The organism is Chryseobacterium sp. A301 (assembly GCF_054489425.1).
Genome location: NZ_JBTMWY010000002.1, coordinates 88,645 through 107,997 on the forward strand (window position 1 = coordinate 88,645; position 19,353 = coordinate 107,997).

Consider the following 19,353-nt stretch of genomic DNA (forward strand, 5'->3'; position numbering starts at 1 on the left):
TTCATATTTTTCTATCTTTGCACGATATGGAATTTACCGCATCCCAAATTGCAGAAATTATAGGTGGTCGAATCATCGGTGATAAGGACACTGTAATTAATGGAGTATCTCCGATCGAAAGGGGAGAAAGAGGGCATTTGTCCTTTGTCGCACAGGAAAAATTTGCACCTTATTTGCAAACAACCGACTGCGCGGTTCTGATTGTTTCAAACAAATTAATTGATGATACTAAAGCGTATCCCTTCACGATTATTGCCGTGGAGGATGCTTACTTGTCGTTTCAAGTTCTGATGAATCTTTACCAAAAGCTTCAAAAAAGAAAAGAAGGGATCGAGGAAGGCTCTAGTATTGACCAAAGCGCTGTGCTGGGTGAAGATGTGTACATCGGAGCCTTTACGTACTTAGCCGAAAAGGTGAAGGTAGGGGACGGTACTCAGATTTTCCCGCATGTCTATGTAGGTCAACACGTGAAAATCGGGAAAAATTGCCAGATTTTTTCTGGGGTCAGAATCTACGATTACTGCGTGATTGGTGACAACACCATCATTCATTCCAATACCGTAATTGGTTCGGACGGGTTCGGCTTTCAGCCGACGAAGGACGGGTATCAAAAAATTCCTCAATTAGGAAATGTGGTGATTGAAAAAAATGTGGAAATTGGAGCGAACTGCACCATTGACCGAGGAACCATTGGATCCACAATCATTGGAGAGGGAACCAAAATTGACAATTTAATTCAAATTGCGCACAACGTAAAAATCGGAAAACATAACGTAATTGCTGCCCAGGCAGGAATTGCAGGCTCCACGACTCTTGGCGATTGGAACATGATCGGAGGACAAGTGGGAGTCGTAGGCCATATACAGATAGGAAATAAAGTAAGTGTTCAGGCCCAGAGCGGGGTGAACTCGAGTACGCAGGATGGAGAAGTTCTTTATGGATCTCCGGCCATTCCTGCGAGAGACTTTAGACGTAGCTACGTCCATTTTAAGAATTTACCGCAGCTAGCCAAACGAATCGAAGAGCTAGAGGCGAACTCAAACGATAGGACTGATGACTGACATGCAAAAAACCCTGAAAAGTGAAGTCTCACTCTCAGGTATCGGTTTACATACCGGTAGTGAAGTAAAACTAACCATTAAGCCCGCGAAAGAAAATACGGGATTCGTGTTTGTAAGAACCGATCTCGAAGGGCATCCTCAGGTGGAAGCAGACGTAAACTACGTGACTACAACCGAGAGAGGCACAACTCTAGAAAAACTAGGGGTTCGCATTCATACCTGCGAGCATTTGCTAGCCGCCTTAGTAGGCTGCGATGTAGACAACGCGTATTTGGAACTCTCAAGCGCTGAGCCGCCCATCATGGACGGGTCTTCTAAATTTTTTGTAGAAGCGATAGAAGAGGCAGGGATTGAAGAGCAAAAGGTAGCGCGTGAATACTTTGTGGTGAAAGAAGTTCTTAGTTTTACCTGTCCAAGCACAGGCTCTGAACTGACCATTATTCCTTCAGACACTTACGAAATTACCACCATGGTCGATTTTGGGACCAAAGTACTCGGTACTCAAAACGCGACGCTTAAAGATATTTCTGAATTCAAAGAAGAAATCTCGGAAGCCAGAACCTTTAGCTTCCTGCATGAACTTGAAATGCTCATGGACGCAGGTCTTATCAAAGGAGGGGATTTATCCAATGCCATCGTGTATGTGGACAAAGAACTCACAAATGAGACTTCCGATAAACTTAAAAAAGCCTTTGGGAAAGAGGATGTCGCCATCCGTCCCAACGGAATCTTAGACAATCTAACCCTTAAGTACCCGAACGAAGCCGCGCGCCATAAACTTTTGGACGTCATCGGAGATTTAGCCCTTACAGGGGTGAGACTGAAGGGAAAAGTGATTGCCAACAAACCTGGACACTTCGTGAACACTCAGTTTGCTAAAAAACTTAACCGTCAATGGAAGCTCATGAGAAGAAAGAATGTGCCTGATTTTGATTTAACAAAACCTCCTGTTTTTGATATTAACGGGATTATGAAACTCCTTCCGCACCGTCCTCCTTTTTTATTGGTAGACCGCATTATGGAGCTTTCGGATTCGCACGTGGTGGGTGTGAAGAACATCACCATGAATGAACCTTTCTTTGTGGGGCATTTCCCAAAGGAACCGGTGATGCCAGGCGTTCTTCAAATTGAAGCGATGGCGCAGACGGGGGGAATCCTTGTACTGGCAAACGTTCCGGATCCAGAAAACTATTCTACGTACTTTGTCAAAATTGACAAAGTCAAATTCAAACGCAAAGTCATTCCTGGAGATACCCTTATTTTCAAGATTGAACTCATCGAGCCGATTCGTCGCGGCATTGTACATATGCAAGGTTACGGGTATGTCGGCGATTCAGTGGCCGTCGAGGCCGAACTTATGGCCCAGGTGGCACGTAACAAAACAGATTAAGCATGGTACATCAATTAGCTGCGGTCGATAAAAGGGCCAAAATTGGAAAAAATGTCATTGTCGAACCCTTTACGACCATTGCAGGCGATGTTGAAATTGGAGAAGGCACATGGATTGGTCCCAATGTCACCATTATGAACGGCGCAAGAATCGGGAAAGATTGTCGAATCTTTCCAGGATCGGTTATTGCGGCGATTCCACAAGATTTAAAATTTGAAGGAGAAGACTCCTACGTTTATATCGGAGATCGATCTACGATCCGAGAATGTGTCACAGTCAATAGAGGAACCAAAGCTCTTGGACATACAAAGCTAGGGACGGATTGCCTAATTATGGCAACCACGCACATTGCGCATGACTGCGTCATTGGAGATCACGTGGTGATTGTCAATGGCTGCGGAATCGCGGGGCACGTGGAAATTGGAGACCATACTGTTATGGGAGGATTGTCCGCGATTCACCAATTTTGCAAAGTGGGAAAACACGTGATGATTGCGGGAGGAACCTTAGTAAGAAAGGACATTCCCCCTTACGTAAAGGTCGCAAGAGAACCGATGAGCTATGCGGGAATTAATTCCGTAGGGCTACGTCGTAGAGGCTATAGCAACGATAAGATTTTTGAAATTCAAAAAATCTTCCGTTACATTTTTCAAATGAAAACCAATGTGACTCAGGCGATGAGCCAGATTGAAAAGGAAATGCTTCCTACCGCAGAGCGCGATGAAATCCTTGAATTTGTCCGCAACTCTCCAAGAGGAATTGTAAGAGGATACGGGACTGGGAAAGACTAAAGAACGAAGATTTAGACAACGTAATATACATTCGAAATTATAAATGGCAACAACAGCTGACATTAGAAAAGGTCTTTGCATCGAATTTAGCAATGACATCTACAAGGTAATCGAGTTCTTGCACGTGAAGCCAGGGAAAGGTCCTGCTTTCGTGAGAACCAAACTTAAATCCGTAACCAATGGAAAAGTACTTGACAATACATTTTCAGCGGGACACAAAATTGAAGAAGTAAAGGTAATTACACGCAAGTACCAATATCTTTATGAAGATGACAATGGATTTCACTTCATGAACAACGACGATTTTTCTCAAATCTACATTGACAAAGAAATGATCGACAACGCGCAGTTCATGAAAGCAGGAGAAGAGGTGATGATCATTCTGAGAGAATCAGATGAATCCCCTCTATCGGCTGAACTTCCCCCTTCTGTGATTTTAGAAGTGGTAGAAGCGGATCCAGGTGTGAAAGGAAACACTGCGACCAATGCTCTTAAAAATGCAATCGTAGAAACCGGAGCCCGTATTAACGTGCCCCTTTTCATCGAACCCGGAGATAAAATTAAAGTCTCTACAGAAGACGGTTCTTACCAAGAACGCGTCAAGTAAAAAATACCTAATCAAAGGCCTTTCCTCTTCTAAAGAGCAAAGGCTTTTGGTTTTTTAAGACCTTTACTTTTTTAGCGCTCCTTTTTTAAAAGAAAAGGAAAAAGGCGCTACTTTTTGCTATATACGTAAACGATGCGATTTGAATCTGTACAAACCCTAGAAACCATTGCGGAGCTCATAGGAGCTCAAGCAATCGGAGATCCTAAGTTTCCCATTCTGGGAACCAATGAAATTCACCGTGTAATCGAAGGTGAAATTGTCTTTGTGAACCATCCCAAATACTACGACAAAGCTCTAAACTCGAGAGCCAGTGTCGTTTTAATCGATAAAGAAGTCGAGGTGCCTCAGGGCAAAGCGATTCTAGTTTCAAAGGATCCTTTTGGAGACTTTAACCTCATTAATGAGCATTTCTCTACGCTTACTCATTTTCAAGAGAAACCGGGCAATCAAACCATAGGAGAAGATAGTTTTGTCCATAGCTCGGTGGTCATCGGAAACGATGTTCAAATCGGAAAAGGATGTTATATCAGTCCAAATGTGGTCATCGGAGACGCAACCCGAATCGGAGATTATGTTCGAATTGGAGCCGGAACCGTGTTAGGAGGAGATGCCTTTTATTACCGGAAAACGGCGCAAGGTCATGAACGACTAAAATCCGTAGGAAACATCGTGATTGAAGATGGAGTGGAGATCGGAAACTTGTGCACCATTGACCGAGGCGTCACAGACACTACAATTATTGGAACGGGGAGCGTTTTGGACAATCAGATTCAAATAGGACACGATACGGTGATTGGCAAAAAAGTCCTTATTGCGGCCCAAGTCGGAATTGCAGGTTGCTGCCACATCGAAGACGAGGTGAGTATTTGGGGACAGGTAGGAATGGCCTCAGGCGTTCATGTGGAAAAAGGAACCGTCATTTTAGGGCAAACGGGAGTAAACCAAAGTCTTAAGAAAGGGACCTATTTTGGGCCCCTTGCGACCGAGTTCAAAGACTACCTTCGCAAAGAAGTCAAAGTAAAAAATCTAAAGTAAAAACACTTTGCTTGCCCTAGATCAAAGGGCATGCACAAACGAAAAGAAAATTACTGAATTTAATTTTTTTTACCTCGGTAAGATTGAGTAAATTTGTAAGCATTAAAACGTTATAATAAAATAAATCAAATAACAATGTCAGTACTAGTAAACAAAGACTCTAAGGTAGTTGTACAAGGATTTACAGGGAACGAAGGAACTTTCCACGCTTCTCAGATGATTGAATACGGAACCCAAGTCGTAGGGGGTGTAACTCCAGGAAAAGGAGGCTCTGAACACTTAGGTAAGCCGGTTTTCAATACCGTTGCAGAATCTGTAGAAAAAGCGGGAGCAAACGTGTCCATTATTTTTGTACCACCCGCATTCGCAGCAGACGCTATTATGGAAGCGGCAGAAGCAGGAATTAAAGTCATTGTATGTATTACAGAAGGAATTCCAGTGGCTGACATGGTAAAAGTAAAATCTTACCTTGCAGACCGCGATGCAAGACTTATCGGTCCTAACTGTCCAGGAATTATTACTTCGGATGAAGCGAAAATCGGAATTATGCCCGGATTCGTTTTCAAAAAAGGAAAAGTAGGAATTGTTTCAAAATCGGGAACTTTAACGTACGAAGCAGCAGACCAAGTCGTAAAAGCAGGATACGGAGTATCGACTGCAATCGGAATTGGGGGAGACCCAATTATCGGAACTACGACGAAAGAAGCTCTTGAACTTTTCATTAACGACCCTGAAACGGAAGCGGTCGTGATGATCGGTGAAATTGGAGGATCTCTTGAAGCAGAAGCAGCTCGTTGGTACAAAGAAAGCGGATCTAAAAAGCCAGTAGTTGGTTTCATCGCAGGTCAAACCGCTCCAAAAGGAAGAACGATGGGTCACGCAGGTGCAATCGTTGGAGGAGATGAAGACACGGCACAAGCGAAGATGGAAATCATGAGAGCAAACGGAATTACCGTAGTAGACTCTCCTGCAGACATCGGAGTGACGGTAGCAAAAATCTTAGGATAATCGAATCCTATTTGAATACATAAAAATGAGCGATCCATTGGGTCGCTCATTTTTTTGGCTTTAGGACCCAAGTCAAATCTTTTAAGTAGTCGTTTTAAGGCCATTCCAAAAATAGGGAATGGCGAGATTGGCTTCATTCCATCCTAAGCTAGCGGCGCTAAAGGAGTAGATCTATTTTGGAAAGATTTCAGTTTTAGAACCATCCAAGTACTGAGTATAAAAGGAGCGGTTAGCGTAATAATCCCAGCTTTAGCAAGTCCGATATTTAAAAGTACGGATAGAAGTGTCGCAATTGAAATCCAAACAAATGAGCTTCGTTTTGAATCGGCAAGTGCAATCGCACAAAGAATCGCATTGTATCCCATTAAGCCTGCATTAAGACCGGATATAGGTTCTCTTAGGAGCAGCGCAATTAAAGTTCCTAGGATCGCCGCATAGAGTCCATACATAGCGGCCGTTTTTGAGTTTAGTAGAAGACCCAAAAGAAAGAGAATTCCAGTCACGCTGTTTTCTTGAAATAGAACCTGTCCAAAGCTTTTCGCTGTGGCAGCGAAGAGATCGAGCGGCATGTCTAATGGCAGTGGAAAGGCGAGCAGTGGAATCTTAAATAGAAAGAGAAGCACGGCCATTGAAATCCAAGTTACAAGCACAAAAGGTGCGGTATAGGGCGGGATTACTTTCTTCAGGTAAAAGCTTAGCGGCGAGGTAAGCGCAGCGCCAAGGATTAAAACAGAGACGGTGGTTAACGTAAATCCAAAAAAGTACCCAATAGCAATTCCGGTTAAGGCGCCGTTAAATCCATACAGTCCTTCTCGAATATCCTGTTTTGAATATCCTAACAGTTGAGCGGTACCTGTACTTAAAAGGGTTCCTACCACGGCGGCGGCTGCTAATTGAGGAGCACTATAAAGAACGCCCAAAAGAAACAAAAGCCCAGAAAAGCTATTGTTTTGGAACATAATCTGTCCGATTCCTCGCAGAATAGATTTAAGGGTTGTCATAGCACGTCGCAGGATCTGATTTTTATAAAAAAGGGTCCATTATGCGTGCTAAAGTAAGAACTTAAAGCGAGTACTTCTGTACTTGTAAACAATATTTTGTTTAAATGGAAGAAGACTCGCTAAGTATACGATTCTAGACTAGCTTCGAATCCATTTCCATATTTCTTTTAGAGTGGCTTTGTTTCCGTACATAAGGACTCCTACTTTATAAATCTTAGATGCAATGAAGACCATTCCCACAGCGGAAATTGCAAGTAGTACGAGGGAGAGAGCAATTTCCCAAAGGGGAACTCCAAACGGGATTCTTGCAATCATGGCGACAGGGGAAGTAAACGGAATCATGGATAACCAAAAGGACAGAGGTCCTTCCGGGTTGTTCAGAATCGTTACACTTCCGTACATACCAATGGTAAGGGGAAGAATAGCAAAAAGAGTAAACTGCTGAGTCTCGGTTTCGTTATCCACTGCGGATCCAATCGCCGCGTACATGGCGCTGTAGAAAATGTATCCTAAAAGGAAGAATAAGATAAAGACGGTAATAATGAGAGGGAAATTTAAACTTAAGAGAGTATGGGAAATTTCACCTGCCAAAAGTTTTAGATCCATTCCTTGGGTGAGTCCTTCGCTTGCCTCTCCTCCCATTGGTAAATTCCCGCTCAATGCACTAAAGCCTGTGTTTAAAATGAGGGCAGCAGTGATGGACATGGTAATCCAGACCACAAACTGCGTTAAGGCTACGAGCGTGACTCCAAAGATCTTCCCTAGCATTAAATCAAAAGGTTTGACCGATGAGATGATGATTTCTACCACACGGTTGTTTTTTTCTTCCAAAACACTCCGCATGACACGAACTCCGTAGATGATGATAAACATAAAGATAACGTACATAAGGACCATGCTTAGTCCGTATTTAACGCCGAAGTTTAAATCGCTGTCCTGTGAATTTTGATCCACCACATTTTGTAGTTTCAAATTGAAACCTTTGTCAAGGTTGTCAATTTGAGCATCGCTAAGGCCTAAATCCTTGATTTTTTGTTCGCGGATTACACTTTCCAAATCCCTCTGGATCTTGGATTTGGTGTCCATTCCTATTTTCTTATTCGTGAGAAGAACGGCGTCCTTTTCGAGGTTTTCAAGGGACTCATTTCTCACGGGAGGAAGGATCAAAAGTCCGTCCATGTCCTCAGCCTCTTTTAAAAGCACTTTCATTTGCGCCTCTGTGCTTGGGTCGAGAAAGAGGTAAGTGACCGTTTCGTTCGATTTTAAATATTCCTGAAATACTCCACTCTTGTCAATTACATTAATCTTGGAGTTGGATTTGTTGGCATTCACCATAACTCCGATTAAAACGCCAAAGGCCACCAAGATAAGTGGGGCGAAAAGGGTCAAAAGGATAAAGGACTTCTTTTTAACTTGGGTTAGGTATTCCCGTTTGGTGATCAGAAGGATGTTCTTCATTGGGCTTATTTAAGAGGGGTCGCTTACAGCGTTAATAAATACTTCGTTCATACTTGGGATTTTCTCATCAAAGGTTCGGATTTTCCCAATGGGTAGCAGCGCTTCAATCAGCGCATTTTGACTGGTTCCTCCTTCGAGTTCAAAAGAATAGAGGTCGTGGTCAAGTCGCAAATTGGAAAGTGGGTGGCTTACCTTAAAAGCCTCCAATTTCTCTATTTCCACGTCGCTTAAAGTGACAGAGAAAATGTTCTTTTTAAACTGTTCGCGAACTTGGAAAATCTTTCCGTCAAGTACTTTCTTTGAATTGTGAATCAGGGCGACAGAGTCGCAGAGTTCCTCTACACTTTCCATTCGGTGAGTGGAGAGAATAATGGTCGTTCCCTCTTCTTTCAAATAAAGGATTTGGTCTTTAATTAAATTGGCGTTTACCGGGTCAAATCCTGAGAAGGGTTCGTCTAGTATGAGGAGTTTGGGTCTATGCAAAACGGTCACGACGAACTGAAGTTTCTGCGCCATTCCTTTCGATAGTTCGGAGAGTTTCTTTTTCCACCACTGTTCCATGCCGAGTTTTTCAAACCAAAACTTAGCCTGGTTTAAGGCATCGGTACGGCTCATCCCCTTTAGTTCTCCAAAATAGAGGAGCTGGTCTCCAAGCGTCATGTTCTTGTAGAGCCCTCTTTCTTCAGGCATATAACCAATCTGTGAAATATGATGAGGAGATAATCGTTCTCCCTCAATAAAAATCTCACCCAAATCCGGGGCTAAGATTTGATTGATAATCCGGATGAACGTAGTCTTTCCAGCGCCGTTGGGGCCTAAAAGACCGTAAATGCTGCCTTTAGGCACATCTATACTGAAATCTTGTAGGGCGGTTTTCTTTCCGGCTTGGTATGTTTTCGTAACGTGGGTTGCTTTTAGCATCGAAAATACGAGTTTAAAATATGGAATCACAAGATCGCAAAAATACTTCACATACAGAAGTCAAAATGGGGATTTTACGCCCTTTTACCCAATGTTTTGGCTCCGATTTCGAAGGGGGTATGGATGTGAATTCTTGACTTCTTGTGCTTTATTTCGAGCGTGATTTTATGGGTTTTTATATAGTCCAATAAGTCTTGAAATAAGCGTATTTGTTACAAGACTTTACGCTTGAGTGAGACTTCTTAAACTTTCTGCCCGAAGGTAAGGAGTGTATGATCCGGATCGAGTAGAGAAAACTCTTTTACGCCCCAAGGTTTGGTTTGCAAAGATCCGCTAGGATGGATTGCAATGTTTCGATCTAAAAAAGATTTGTAAAGCGAATCGATGTCACTTACCCGAAGGTAAATTTGCGCATAATTCTGGAGAGGGTCCAGCGCTTCAAACAAAAAGAAATGAAGTTCCACTTGGTCTTTTTTAAGCATTAAATAGTCGGGATACTCGGCTTCTCCCACAGGCTGAAACCCTAATTCCTTCACATAATATTGGTAGGTGATCTCTCGATCCCGCATCGGTAGTTTCGGATGGACTTCAGTTAGCATAAACGGATTGTTCTTTTTAGTTTGTAAGCTGAAATTCTTTGTAGAAATGGGCCGCTTCAAATATCACTTCATCCATTTCTTCAAGGGTATAGGCCTCTAAGAATTTTCGACGAAAATCCTTAAAGTGAGGGATTCCTCTGAAGTAGTTGCTATAATGCTGACGCATTTCCACCATACCTGTGCGTTCTCCTTTCCACTCAATGCTCCACTCCGCATGTTGACGAACGGCTTCGAGTCGCTCTGTGATGGTAGGAGGCGTAAGGATTTCTCCTGTTTTGAAATAATGCTTGATTTCATTGAAGATCCAAGGATACCCAATGGCTCCTCTTCCAATCATGACCCCATCACAGTTGTATTTTTCTTTATATTCTTTTGCTTTGGGACCCGAATCAATATCGCCATTCCCAAAAATAGGGATTTCAATATCGTTGTGGTTCTTGATTTGAGAAATGTAATTCCAATCCGCCTCCCCTTTATACATTTGCGAACGCGTTCTTGCATGAATGGTAAGCGCTTTAATTCCCGCATCTTGCAAACGTAGGGCGACTTCTCCAATGTTAATGGAATCAAAGTCCCATCCTAGTCTTGTTTTTACGGTCACGGGCAAATGCGTGGATTTGACTACAGCCTTCGTAAGGCGAACCATCAAATCAATGTCTTTTAAAACTCCGGCACCCGCCCCTTTGGTTACCACTTTTTTTACCGGACATCCAAAATTAATATCCACCAAATCGGGTTCTACGGCCTCTACAATTTTCGCAGAAAGTGCCATGGCTTCTTCGTCTCCTCCAAAAATTTGAATTCCGACAGGCCTTTCGTAATCAAAGATGTCAAGCTTTTTCTTGCTTTTCATGGCATCGCGAATTAAACCCTCCGAGGAAATAAACTCCGAATACATAAGATCCGCCCCGTGCATCTTGCAAAGTCTACGGAAAGGGGGATCGCTTACGTCCTCCATAGGAGCAAGAAGAAGAGGGTAGTCGGGAAGTTGAATCGGGCCTATGTTTACCATGCTGCAAAAATACAAAATATCGACTTAAGTATCAGCAAAAGTGTCTGTACGCAAATTAGGGCAAAAAAAACAAGCAAGAACAAGGCGCAAACGGATGGTGAGGTGCTCCTGAATTAGTACCAGCCTTTTCGGAAATGGCTCGTAAGTGCGCTTAAGTTCAGAATTAGGGTGAATCGAATTCGCTTCCCGTAATTGTCTAATGAAGGTTCAAAGCCTAGAGAGGATTGAAGAGGGAAGTAAACTTCTAGGAAATCGGGAATGACTTTTAATTTCACTCCAGAATCCCAAATGAACTGCTCACTTTGTCCCTTGTTCTTATACACTCCTGCATCGGCATATAAGTTGAAAAGTTTCCAAATATGGGCATCCACTCCCACACTTGAAATCCACCGGCTGACCGGTTCCCCAACATGGGATTTAAATCCACCTTCGGCCTGTACATACTGCTGAGAGAGAATCCCTTCGGTTGCACTCTGACCAAGGAGGCTGTAATTGAAGGCGTAATTGGACACCCGGGAGACTCCAAAATCAAAAAGATTGTTTCTTGCTTCGTTTTTGAAAAATACCCCACCAAACCAACGGAAGCTGATTTTTTTGTTTTGAGCATATTCCCAGCGGTAATAAGCTTCTGCGGATAGCTTTTGAAAATCATTCATTAGCTGAAGGCTCGAGCCAAAGGAAATTTCATGAATGATTTTTTTGTCGTTGTATCCGTAGCCCAAACTCCAGAGGCCATAGCGGTCGTATTCTCCTTTTGCGATTAATTCGGGTGTAAGGTCTTTTTCAAAATGGCTGAAAGAGAAATAAAGGGCTCGGCTAATATCGCTTCGTAAGACTTTAGAGAAATTAAGTGTGGAGGCTACGCTGATCTTTTTGTACGCTAAATCGTAATCGTAATGGAAGTAGGAGGCACTGGCTCCAATTTCCAAGTTTTGGAAAAAGGCATCTTGCGGTCGAAAACGATAAGAGAGTCCTCCGGAACCCGCAAACGTGTTGGTTCCTGTACTGAAATAGGGAGAGAGCGCATATTGGAAAGGCTGGTCAAAAAAGGATTTGTTTTTAAACCCAATCCCTAACAGCACTTTGTCGTAAGCGTTAAAGGTTACTTTTGGACTCAAATAAATTTCGTTGTATTCTGGATCTGGAATGTCTGGAAGTAATTTAAATTTAACTCGTTTGGTATTGGAAAAAAGTCCTTTGGTGTAGATGTAATTGTCTCTAAAGTTAGACTCGGGAAAGAGGTATTCGTCATTCACCGAGATTTTCTTTACCTCAGGACGAGGAATTAAATACTGCCCTTCATTTCTTTTGGAGGAGGTGTCGTACCAAAAGGACTTCTTGTTTCCTTCAAAATCTTCTGAGGTAATTTGAATCGGTATTCCATACGAAGAGTTCTTTGTCACTTTCACCAAATAGCCTTCCGGTAGTTTTTCAAATTTTTTCACTTTGAAATTCACCCGGTTGTTCTTATAGATGAAATCTTCAAGAAAAGCGGATGAGTATCCTGTACGAATCGAGAGTTGATCTAAAAAGTCTTTCGTGCTTAATAGATTGTCTGTGTTTTTGGAAAGATAAGTCCGAGTGAATTCTTCAAATTCGCCTGTGCCCATTTTCTCTGCAATGAAATTAAAGAGGCTGCCCGTCTCAAACTGACTGATAGCCATGTCATTAAAGTTGCTAAGCACAGGATAAGGTGTTCCTATTTTTTGATCTAAGTTCTTGGTTAAGATGTAGTGGTAGCCTAAACCGTAGCGCTCCGTAAGCTTAAGTTTAGCGGCCGTCAAGTAGCGAAGCGGATGGATTCCAAAAAGTTGAGCTTCTTGGGGTAGCTTTCCAATGAGTAGAGCATCTTTGTAGTTCTCTTTCAAATATTGCATTTCCAGATAGGTCTGGAGTCCATTTTTAAACCAATGGTCTTTGGATTTTTGAGTAATGGCCTCGGCTTGAATAACCTTCTTAGAAATCATGCTGAAATAATCCAGATCGGTCTTTTCCATGTCTGAGAAAAGCTTGTATCGGAATTTCCAGAACTTGATGTCATCAATTCCAAAGAAATCTTCTTTGGAGTTGAATTTAGGCGAGATAAAAACTTTGGAAGGTACGTGCCCTAATTTCTCGCCAAGAAAGTTTAAATGCACAGGAAGCAAATAACTGAGAGTCGAGAGCTGCTCCTTTTCAATAGGATACCCAAACACGAAGGTCGTTTCACCGTATCGAGAGCTTGATTGAAGCGTAGGCATATCGTTTAGGGAGATTAAGAACTCGGGATCGTCTGCTAGTTTACCAGAAAAGACAAAGGAAGAATCCATTTCTTTTTTAAGGTTACTCTCGATTTGGTATCCTTGGGGAACGGATAAGGAAATCCTCCAGCTTTGCCCGCCGCTTTGGGTTTGTTCCGTGTCGTTAAATTGCCTGGGTTCAGGATCTATGGTTTCAAAAGTATTGGGGACTAAAAAGAAATATTTTAAAGCGAGACTGCTCTGGGAGGTCCCATATCCGGTCATTGCGATAGAGGGAAGCGAAAGCGAATACTTTAATCGAAGTGTAAGGGTTTCTCCAGGAGCTAAAGGACTTGAAAGAGGAATTTTTAAGTTTTCCTTGTGAAGCTCTTTCACAGAAAGAGAATCGTTAATAAGTAGTGAAGTAAGAGACCCTAACTCTTCTTTTTTTGCAAAATAGAGCTGCTTTTGTCTGTCTTCAATTTTTCGGGTAGAAAGGGAAGTGCCTTCGTTTCTGTAGGCGGCAATCCAGTTCAGGAGTTCAACTTCGGAAATAGGATGGGAGAACTTATTGGTATAGTAGAGTTCTTGTTCTACTTCGAGATCTTTTAAATTCTCGTTTAGGCTCGCGCGGATCACAAGACTATCGCCCTGTGCAAAACTCCAAAAGGGAAGTAGCAAAATATAGAAAATTAAATGCGCGTGTTTCATCCTGTGTGCAAAGCAGTCTCAAATATAGTTGTTTGCACCGAACTGCAAAATAAAAGTCAATAAAAAGTATTTTTCTCATACCATTTGCCTTTTTGTTTAATTTTCTTAAATAACTAATATATAGTACTATACGTTTAATTATGAAGTCCGAAGATTGAGATAAAATACCTAGTAGTAGGTACTGTTTTTTTAATTAGTTCACCAAGTTGAATCATTTCAACATACAGTTCAAAGAATATAGGATGAGGATTAGGCGTTGTGATTGTATTTTAGGACAAAACAAAAGAAGTAGCGGCATTTCTGCCGCTACTCCCCTCAAACAATTTTTTAAAAATCGAATTTATTTTTCTTTAAGCTCAAAGTCTCCTTTGATTCGTACAGAAAGCATCGTTTCAGGGAATTTGGTTCCTACGCCAAAGTCAGATCTTTTCAAGTTTCCAAGAACTTGGTATCCGTGAACGGTTNTTTCCAAGAACTTGGTATCCGTGAACGGTTTTCTACCTTGCTTATTCTATTGTCAATCTTGCTTAAAATCCATAATTGATTGAAATCAATTGTTTTAATGTAATTTACAAACCTTGCTTAAAGTATAAGTGATATTTTTTAAATCTGTCAGTAGCATTAATATCTCGCTTTTTATCGCTTTGCTTCTATAGAAACCCATCTTTTATTCGAGCAACACTTCACCTGTGTTGTATTCCCTGATTTTTAATTCTTTTTTCAAGTGAACCATTGATGCTTAAGCAGTTAATTTCAAATTATATTTTGGAGATTTCATTTGACATACTACATCTTCTAGATCAGTCAATCGAGATATTACTATTTTGGTTAACTGCAAATTAGATTTCTTTTTCAAACCTCCTATCTTCCTGAATTCTGGATGTAATTTTTATTGGATACTTTGTGCAGCAAAAAAAAGAAGTAGCGACATTTCTGCCGCTACTCCCCTTAAACAATTTTTAAAAAATCGGATTTATTTTTCTTTAAGCTCAAAGTCTCCTTTGATTCTTACTAGATCAGAAACCATTGCTTCAGGGAATTTGGTTCCTACGCCAAAGTCAGATCTTTTCAAGGTTCCAAGAACTTGGTATCCGTGAACGGTTTTCTTGTTTGATTCTGTTGAACCTCTGTAGATAAGAGTTAGTTTCACTGGTTTCGTTACTCCATGCATAAGCAAGTTTCCATTAAGCTCGTAGTAATTTTTCTTTCCTGTTTTCTTTAAAGAGGTAGAGGTAAACGCCATGGTTGGGAAAGTGTCAACATCAAAAAAGTCTGCACTTTTTAAGTGGTTGTCTCTTGCCTCAATGTGCGTATTGATGCTAGATGGATCTACTTCAAACGTTAAAGTTGAATTTGCAAAGTTTTGCTCATCCGCTTGGATGGTAAGAGCCGCTTTGTCCATGTTTCCTGTAATGTCGTTAATTCCTAAGTGGATGACAGAGAACTGAATTCTAGAATGTGCAGGATCGCTTACAAGTGTTTTTTGAGCTGTAATACTAAGAGTGAATAGCATTAAAGCTATCATTGAAAACATCTTTTTCATAGGATTTATTTTTGAATTTGGTTTGTTATTGAATTTGATCAAAGATCGTTATTTTTTTTGAGTTAGAATCTGATAAGTGTCAGGTACTGTGTTTTTTAGTCGCAATTTCCGTCGACTTCGCAGCTAGGGGAATTTCCTAAAATTTCAAGTCCTTTGTCTCCTTCCGAGAATTCTTTGTAGCTTTTTTCAAGCGCTTCTAAAAACATAGAAGGTTGCTGCGCCCCGGAGATTCCGTATTTGTCGTTTAAGATAAAGAAAGGAACCGCTCTTACCCCGATTTTGCGGGCTAGCATTTCGTCTTCTTTGACTTTGTAGCGAAGTTCATCTGAATTTAGGGCCTCAATTACTTCCACCTCTGAAAGTCCGACACGGGTTCCAATTTCAATTAAATCGCTTTCAGAATCAATGTTTTTACCTTCTAGGAATTGGGCGCTAAAAAGAGCTTCCTCCATTTCGCTAGCCAGGTTTTTTTGTTTTGCCAATTGGATTAAAAGGTGCCCTTTTAAGGAGTTGGCGATTTTTTGAGTTGCGAACTCAAAATCAATTCCTACTTCCTTTCCTGCGTTTTGCGCATGGGCATGCATTTGCCTTGCCTGTTCTAAAGACACGCCTTTTGCTTTTGAAAAGTATTCAAAAGGATCCACGTTTGGATCGGATTGTAAAGAAGGATGTAGTTGGAAGCTGTGCCATTCGATTTCAATGTCTTTTGCGTGCTCAAAGCTTTCTAGTGCTTTTTCGAATTTCTTTTTGCCTACATAGCAAAAAGGACATCGGATGTCACTAAATATGTTTACTTTCATTTTTATATGTGTTTTGATTTGGTGATACAAAGATAAGAATAGAAAGTCCTTTATTTCGTTGACCTATGGTAAGAATCGAAAAGAAAAAATAGAAAAAGAGCAGCTCTGGGCTGCTCTTTGAATTTATTTTGAGTTTGTAGTTCTATTTCTACAAGCTTTCTTCGTAGTGTTTCCAACCTTCAATTTTGTATTCTAAGGCGGATTTTTCTGGGTTCTCGGCTTTATAAATTCCTCTTCCTACAATGATGAAATCCGTGTGAAGTTGTTTGAATACATGCGCCGGAGTATTGTACTGCTGGCCTTTTCCATCGCCTTTGCTCTGAAGGTTAACGCCTGGGGTGAAAAGTAGAAGTTCACTTGGAAGCTGCGCTTGTGCGACCCCTCCAATTACATTTGGGTGAGAAGCGGCAATTTTAGTGGCTTCTTCTCGGTAAGCTTTGTCCGTAAGTGTTCCTTGTGAAGACATACCGATAATGGCAATGACCCCCGCACTGTGAAAATAATCTAGGGATGCGTAGCCTCCGATTAGCTGAGCGGTCACTAGATCCGCCCAATTGGAAATCTTATGCACTCCGTACGCATACTGAAGTTCTTGTGTACTACCAATGTCCGCGAATTTTCGGTCTTCCATTAATAAGAAATTGTGCTTTGCAGCTAAATCGATTAAAGGAAGGATGGTCTTTTCGTATTCGAAGTCGGTCACGACATCCATATGAGTTTTTAACGCTACAATGTGAGGTCCTACTTTGTTCGCGAACTCGTGAAGCTCGTCGGTAGAAAGTAAATCCGCAGAAGCAATTAAATTGGATTTCTTCTCAATGGCAATCTCTAGAAGCCTTTGTGCTTTGGAGTGGGTAAGGCACTCTAGTTTAGATTCATAAGAGAGCCTTTTCGGAGCTTCAAAGGAAATAGTATTTCCTTTCAAAAAGTCTTGAATTCTCTCGACTTGCTCCTCGTCTAGTTTTCCTTCTTCTTTTAAAATTTGACAAATCTCCGTAATAGTGAAAAGTGTGTGAACACGGTATCCTTTTTCTTCTAGAAGTTCTTTTCCTCCCTGCTCGCGGTCTAAAACCACGACAATGTCAGATACTTTTAATCCGGCCTCTTCAATTTCTGGAATGGTTTCCAGAAGCGATTTACCGGAGGTAATCACATCTTCTACCAAGAGACAATTTTGTCCACGCTCGTAGAGACCTTCAATAAGCTGTTTGGTGCCATAGGCTTTGGCTTCTTTTCGTTTGATAATTAAAGGCAGGTAGCTCTCTAAAGACATAGCCGTCGCCATGGGCAATGCGGCGTAAGGCACTCCACAAATCAAATCGAATTCATCCAAAGGGACGATGTCCAGCATACGCGCGGCTAGATTTTTAAGGATTTTTGGATCGGAAGCAAGCGGGCGTAGATCTACATAAAAGGGACTTTCAATCCCTGATTTTAGTGTAAAACGGCCAAACTTTACAATTTGGTGCTTGTAGCACTCCAAAAAGAATTCTCTCTTGTCTGTCATTGTGTCAAAAAGGTTTGCACAAAGTTAAGTCAAAATCCCTAAAGACCCAAAGGTGCATTTCAGAAATCCCGCGTAGAATTCATACATTTGAGAAAAATTTGATTCTATGAGAAAAAGCTTTGTCGTAATGCTAGCGATCACACTGGGAGGGTTTACCCAGGCACAGATCGCGGAAAAACAGCTAGATCAGCTAGTGGAAAATACCCTAAAGACCTTTGAGGTTCCTGGAATCTCCGTAGGAGTGATAAAAGACGGAAAAGTAATTTATGCCAAAGGTCATGGCGTAGCCTCCCTTACCAGCAAGGCAAAAATGGACGAGAAAACCCTCGTGGGAATTGCTTCCAATTCAAAAGGGTTTACAGCCACAGCTCTTGCCATGCTTGTGGACGAAGGGAAACTAAGCTGGGACGATAAAGTGACGAAATTCATTCCTGAATTTCAGATGTACGATCCCTACGTAAGTAAGCATCTTACCGTGAGAGACCTTTTGACCCATAGAGCCGGTCTAGGCCTCGGACAAGGCGACCTTATGTTTTTTCCAGAAGGAGGAACGATTTCTCTGCAGGAGCTTATTCACAATGTTCGTTATTTAAAACCTGCAAATGAGTTCCGTGATAAATTAGACTACAACAACATTATGTTTATCGTAGCGGGAGAAGTAATCTCAAGAATCTCTAATCAAAGTTGGGCTGAATTTATCGAAAGCCGCATTTTAAGACCGGTCGGTATGACTTCAAGCCACGGTAGTTATGTTCGCGCTCAGGCGGTGAAAAATAAAATTGATGCGCACGCTCCTGTAGACGGAGTTGTAAAGCAGATTCCACACGATTGGAACGAAACTGCAAATGCCGCGGGAGGTATTATGAGTAATGTAGAGGACATGCTTACTTGGGCTAATTTCTTAATGAATGGGTTCACAACGAAAGACGGGAAAAAACTTGTATCCGATCGCCAAATTCAGCAGCTTTGGCAAATTCAACGCCCCTCTACGGTGGCATTAAGCAATTCTTATGATACAGGAAATTACGGGTACGGCCTTGGATGGTTTATTTCCGATGTGAAAGGACATAAGCAAGTTCAACACAGTGGGGGACTGATAGGAACCGTGACCTTATTTACCCTCATTCCAGATATGAACCTTGGAATTGTGGTTTTAACCAACCAACAAAGCGGAGCCGCTTTTAATACCATTACCAATGCACTCAAAGATTCTTACCTAGGTATTGAAGACAGAAACTGGCTAAAGACGTATTCTGAACGTATGGACAGAGCAGGTAAATCCTACCAAAAACAAAAAGAAGAGGCCTATGCAAAGGCAGCTCAGTTTGGAAAAGCAAAAGAAGGAAAACTATCCGCATCAAAGTTTGTGGGGACCTACAATGACCTTTGGTTTGGCGATGTAAACATCTCTCAAAATGGAAAAGGGTATAGACTCGAATGCAAAACTTCTCCTCGTTTAAAAGGAGACTTAATAGCTTATTCTCCAAATACCTTTATTGTAAAATGGGACGATCGTAGTTATGATGCGGATGCCTATTTAACTTTTGCATTGGACGAGAATGGAAATGCAACCGCTGCTAGCTTAAAACCAATTTCTGACATTACTGACTTTAGTTTTGATTTTGAAGACCTTGATTTACAGAGGGTAAAAGCAAAGAAATAATAATGTTTTAAGGACTTGTTTTTTGAT

At 41.5% G+C, this 19,353-nt stretch carries 16 protein-coding genes; 7 read left to right on the plus strand and 9 right to left on the minus strand.

Annotated features, from left to right (window positions below):
• Positions 1–26: 26 nt before the first annotated feature.
• The 6 genes from lpxD (at position 27) to sucD (ending at position 5,892) form a co-directional block, all read left to right on the plus strand.
• Complete coding sequence (lpxD, locus tag ACX3PU_RS03725) at positions 27–1,061, plus strand: UDP-3-O-(3-hydroxymyristoyl)glucosamine N-acyltransferase (protein ID WP_459083572.1); 1,035 nt, start codon at positions 27–29, stop codon at positions 1,059–1,061.
• Positions 1,054–2,451, plus strand: coding sequence for a bifunctional UDP-3-O-[3-hydroxymyristoyl] N-acetylglucosamine deacetylase/3-hydroxyacyl-ACP dehydratase (locus ACX3PU_RS03730; RefSeq protein ID WP_459083573.1), 1,398 nt, complete (start codon positions 1,054–1,056; stop codon positions 2,449–2,451). Before lpxD ends, ACX3PU_RS03730 begins: the two co-directional genes overlap by 8 nt.
• A 2-nt stretch (positions 2,452–2,453) precedes the next feature.
• The gene (gene lpxA, locus ACX3PU_RS03735) at positions 2,454–3,242 is read left to right on the plus strand and encodes an acyl-ACP--UDP-N-acetylglucosamine O-acyltransferase (protein ID WP_459083574.1); all 789 of its coding nucleotides are present in this window, start codon (positions 2,454–2,456) and stop codon (positions 3,240–3,242) included.
• A gap of 43 nt (positions 3,243–3,285) precedes the next feature.
• Entirely contained in the window at positions 3,286–3,849 is a 564-nt protein-coding gene (efp, locus tag ACX3PU_RS03740; protein ID WP_459083575.1) for an elongation factor P, read from the plus strand.
• 132 nt (positions 3,850–3,981) lie between these two features.
• Positions 3,982–4,884: an LpxD N-terminal domain-containing protein gene (locus tag ACX3PU_RS03745; protein WP_459083576.1), complete on the plus strand. Its 903-nt coding sequence runs from the start codon at positions 3,982–3,984 to the stop codon at positions 4,882–4,884.
• Between the two features lie 135 nt (positions 4,885–5,019).
• Entirely contained in the window at positions 5,020–5,892 is an 873-nt protein-coding gene (sucD, locus tag ACX3PU_RS03750) for a succinate--CoA ligase subunit alpha (protein ID WP_459083577.1), read from the plus strand.
• A gap of 143 nt (positions 5,893–6,035) precedes the next feature.
• On the opposite strand, the gene ACX3PU_RS03755 is transcribed toward sucD, so the two are convergent.
• The 9 genes from ACX3PU_RS03755 to pyrF form a co-directional block, all read right to left on the minus strand.
• Positions 6,036–6,893, minus strand: a complete 858-nt coding sequence (locus ACX3PU_RS03755; protein ID WP_459083578.1) for an urea transporter — start codon at positions 6,891–6,893, stop codon at positions 6,036–6,038.
• Between the two features lie 138 nt (positions 6,894–7,031).
• Complete coding sequence (locus tag ACX3PU_RS03760) at positions 7,032–8,351, minus strand: ABC transporter permease (RefSeq protein ID WP_459083579.1); 1,320 nt, start codon at positions 8,349–8,351, stop codon at positions 7,032–7,034.
• A 9-nt stretch (positions 8,352–8,360) separates the two neighbouring features.
• Complete coding sequence (locus ACX3PU_RS03765) at positions 8,361–9,272, minus strand: ABC transporter ATP-binding protein (RefSeq protein WP_459083580.1); 912 nt, start codon at positions 9,270–9,272, stop codon at positions 8,361–8,363.
• A gap of 242 nt (positions 9,273–9,514) precedes the next feature.
• Positions 9,515–9,871 (minus strand): bleomycin resistance protein, encoded by a 357-nt coding sequence (locus ACX3PU_RS03770; protein WP_459083581.1) that lies wholly within the window; start codon positions 9,869–9,871, stop codon positions 9,515–9,517.
• A 16-nt stretch (positions 9,872–9,887) separates the two neighbouring features.
• On the minus strand, positions 9,888–10,883 hold the full coding sequence (dusB, locus tag ACX3PU_RS03775) for a tRNA dihydrouridine synthase DusB (RefSeq protein ID WP_459083582.1): 996 nt from the start codon (positions 10,881–10,883) through the stop codon (positions 9,888–9,890).
• 113 nt (positions 10,884–10,996) lie between these two features.
• Entirely contained in the window at positions 10,997–13,813 is a 2,817-nt protein-coding gene (locus ACX3PU_RS03780) for an aminopeptidase (RefSeq protein WP_459083583.1), read from the minus strand.
• Positions 13,814–14,786: 973 nt separating this feature from the next.
• On the minus strand, positions 14,787–15,356 hold the full coding sequence (locus ACX3PU_RS03785; RefSeq protein WP_459083584.1) for a YceI family protein: 570 nt from the start codon (positions 15,354–15,356) through the stop codon (positions 14,787–14,789).
• A gap of 95 nt (positions 15,357–15,451) precedes the next feature.
• Positions 15,452–16,156, minus strand: a complete 705-nt coding sequence (locus ACX3PU_RS03790) for a DsbA family oxidoreductase (RefSeq protein ID WP_459083585.1) — start codon at positions 16,154–16,156, stop codon at positions 15,452–15,454.
• A gap of 148 nt (positions 16,157–16,304) precedes the next feature.
• Positions 16,305–17,663: an orotidine-5'-phosphate decarboxylase gene (gene pyrF, locus ACX3PU_RS03795; protein WP_459083586.1), complete on the minus strand. Its 1,359-nt coding sequence runs from the start codon at positions 17,661–17,663 to the stop codon at positions 16,305–16,307.
• Positions 17,664–17,769: 106 nt separating this feature from the next.
• On the opposite strand from pyrF, the gene ACX3PU_RS03800 reads away from it, so the two are divergent.
• Positions 17,770–19,326: a serine hydrolase gene (locus tag ACX3PU_RS03800; protein ID WP_459083587.1), complete on the plus strand. Its 1,557-nt coding sequence runs from the start codon at positions 17,770–17,772 to the stop codon at positions 19,324–19,326.
• Positions 19,327–19,353: the final 27 nt, after the last annotated feature.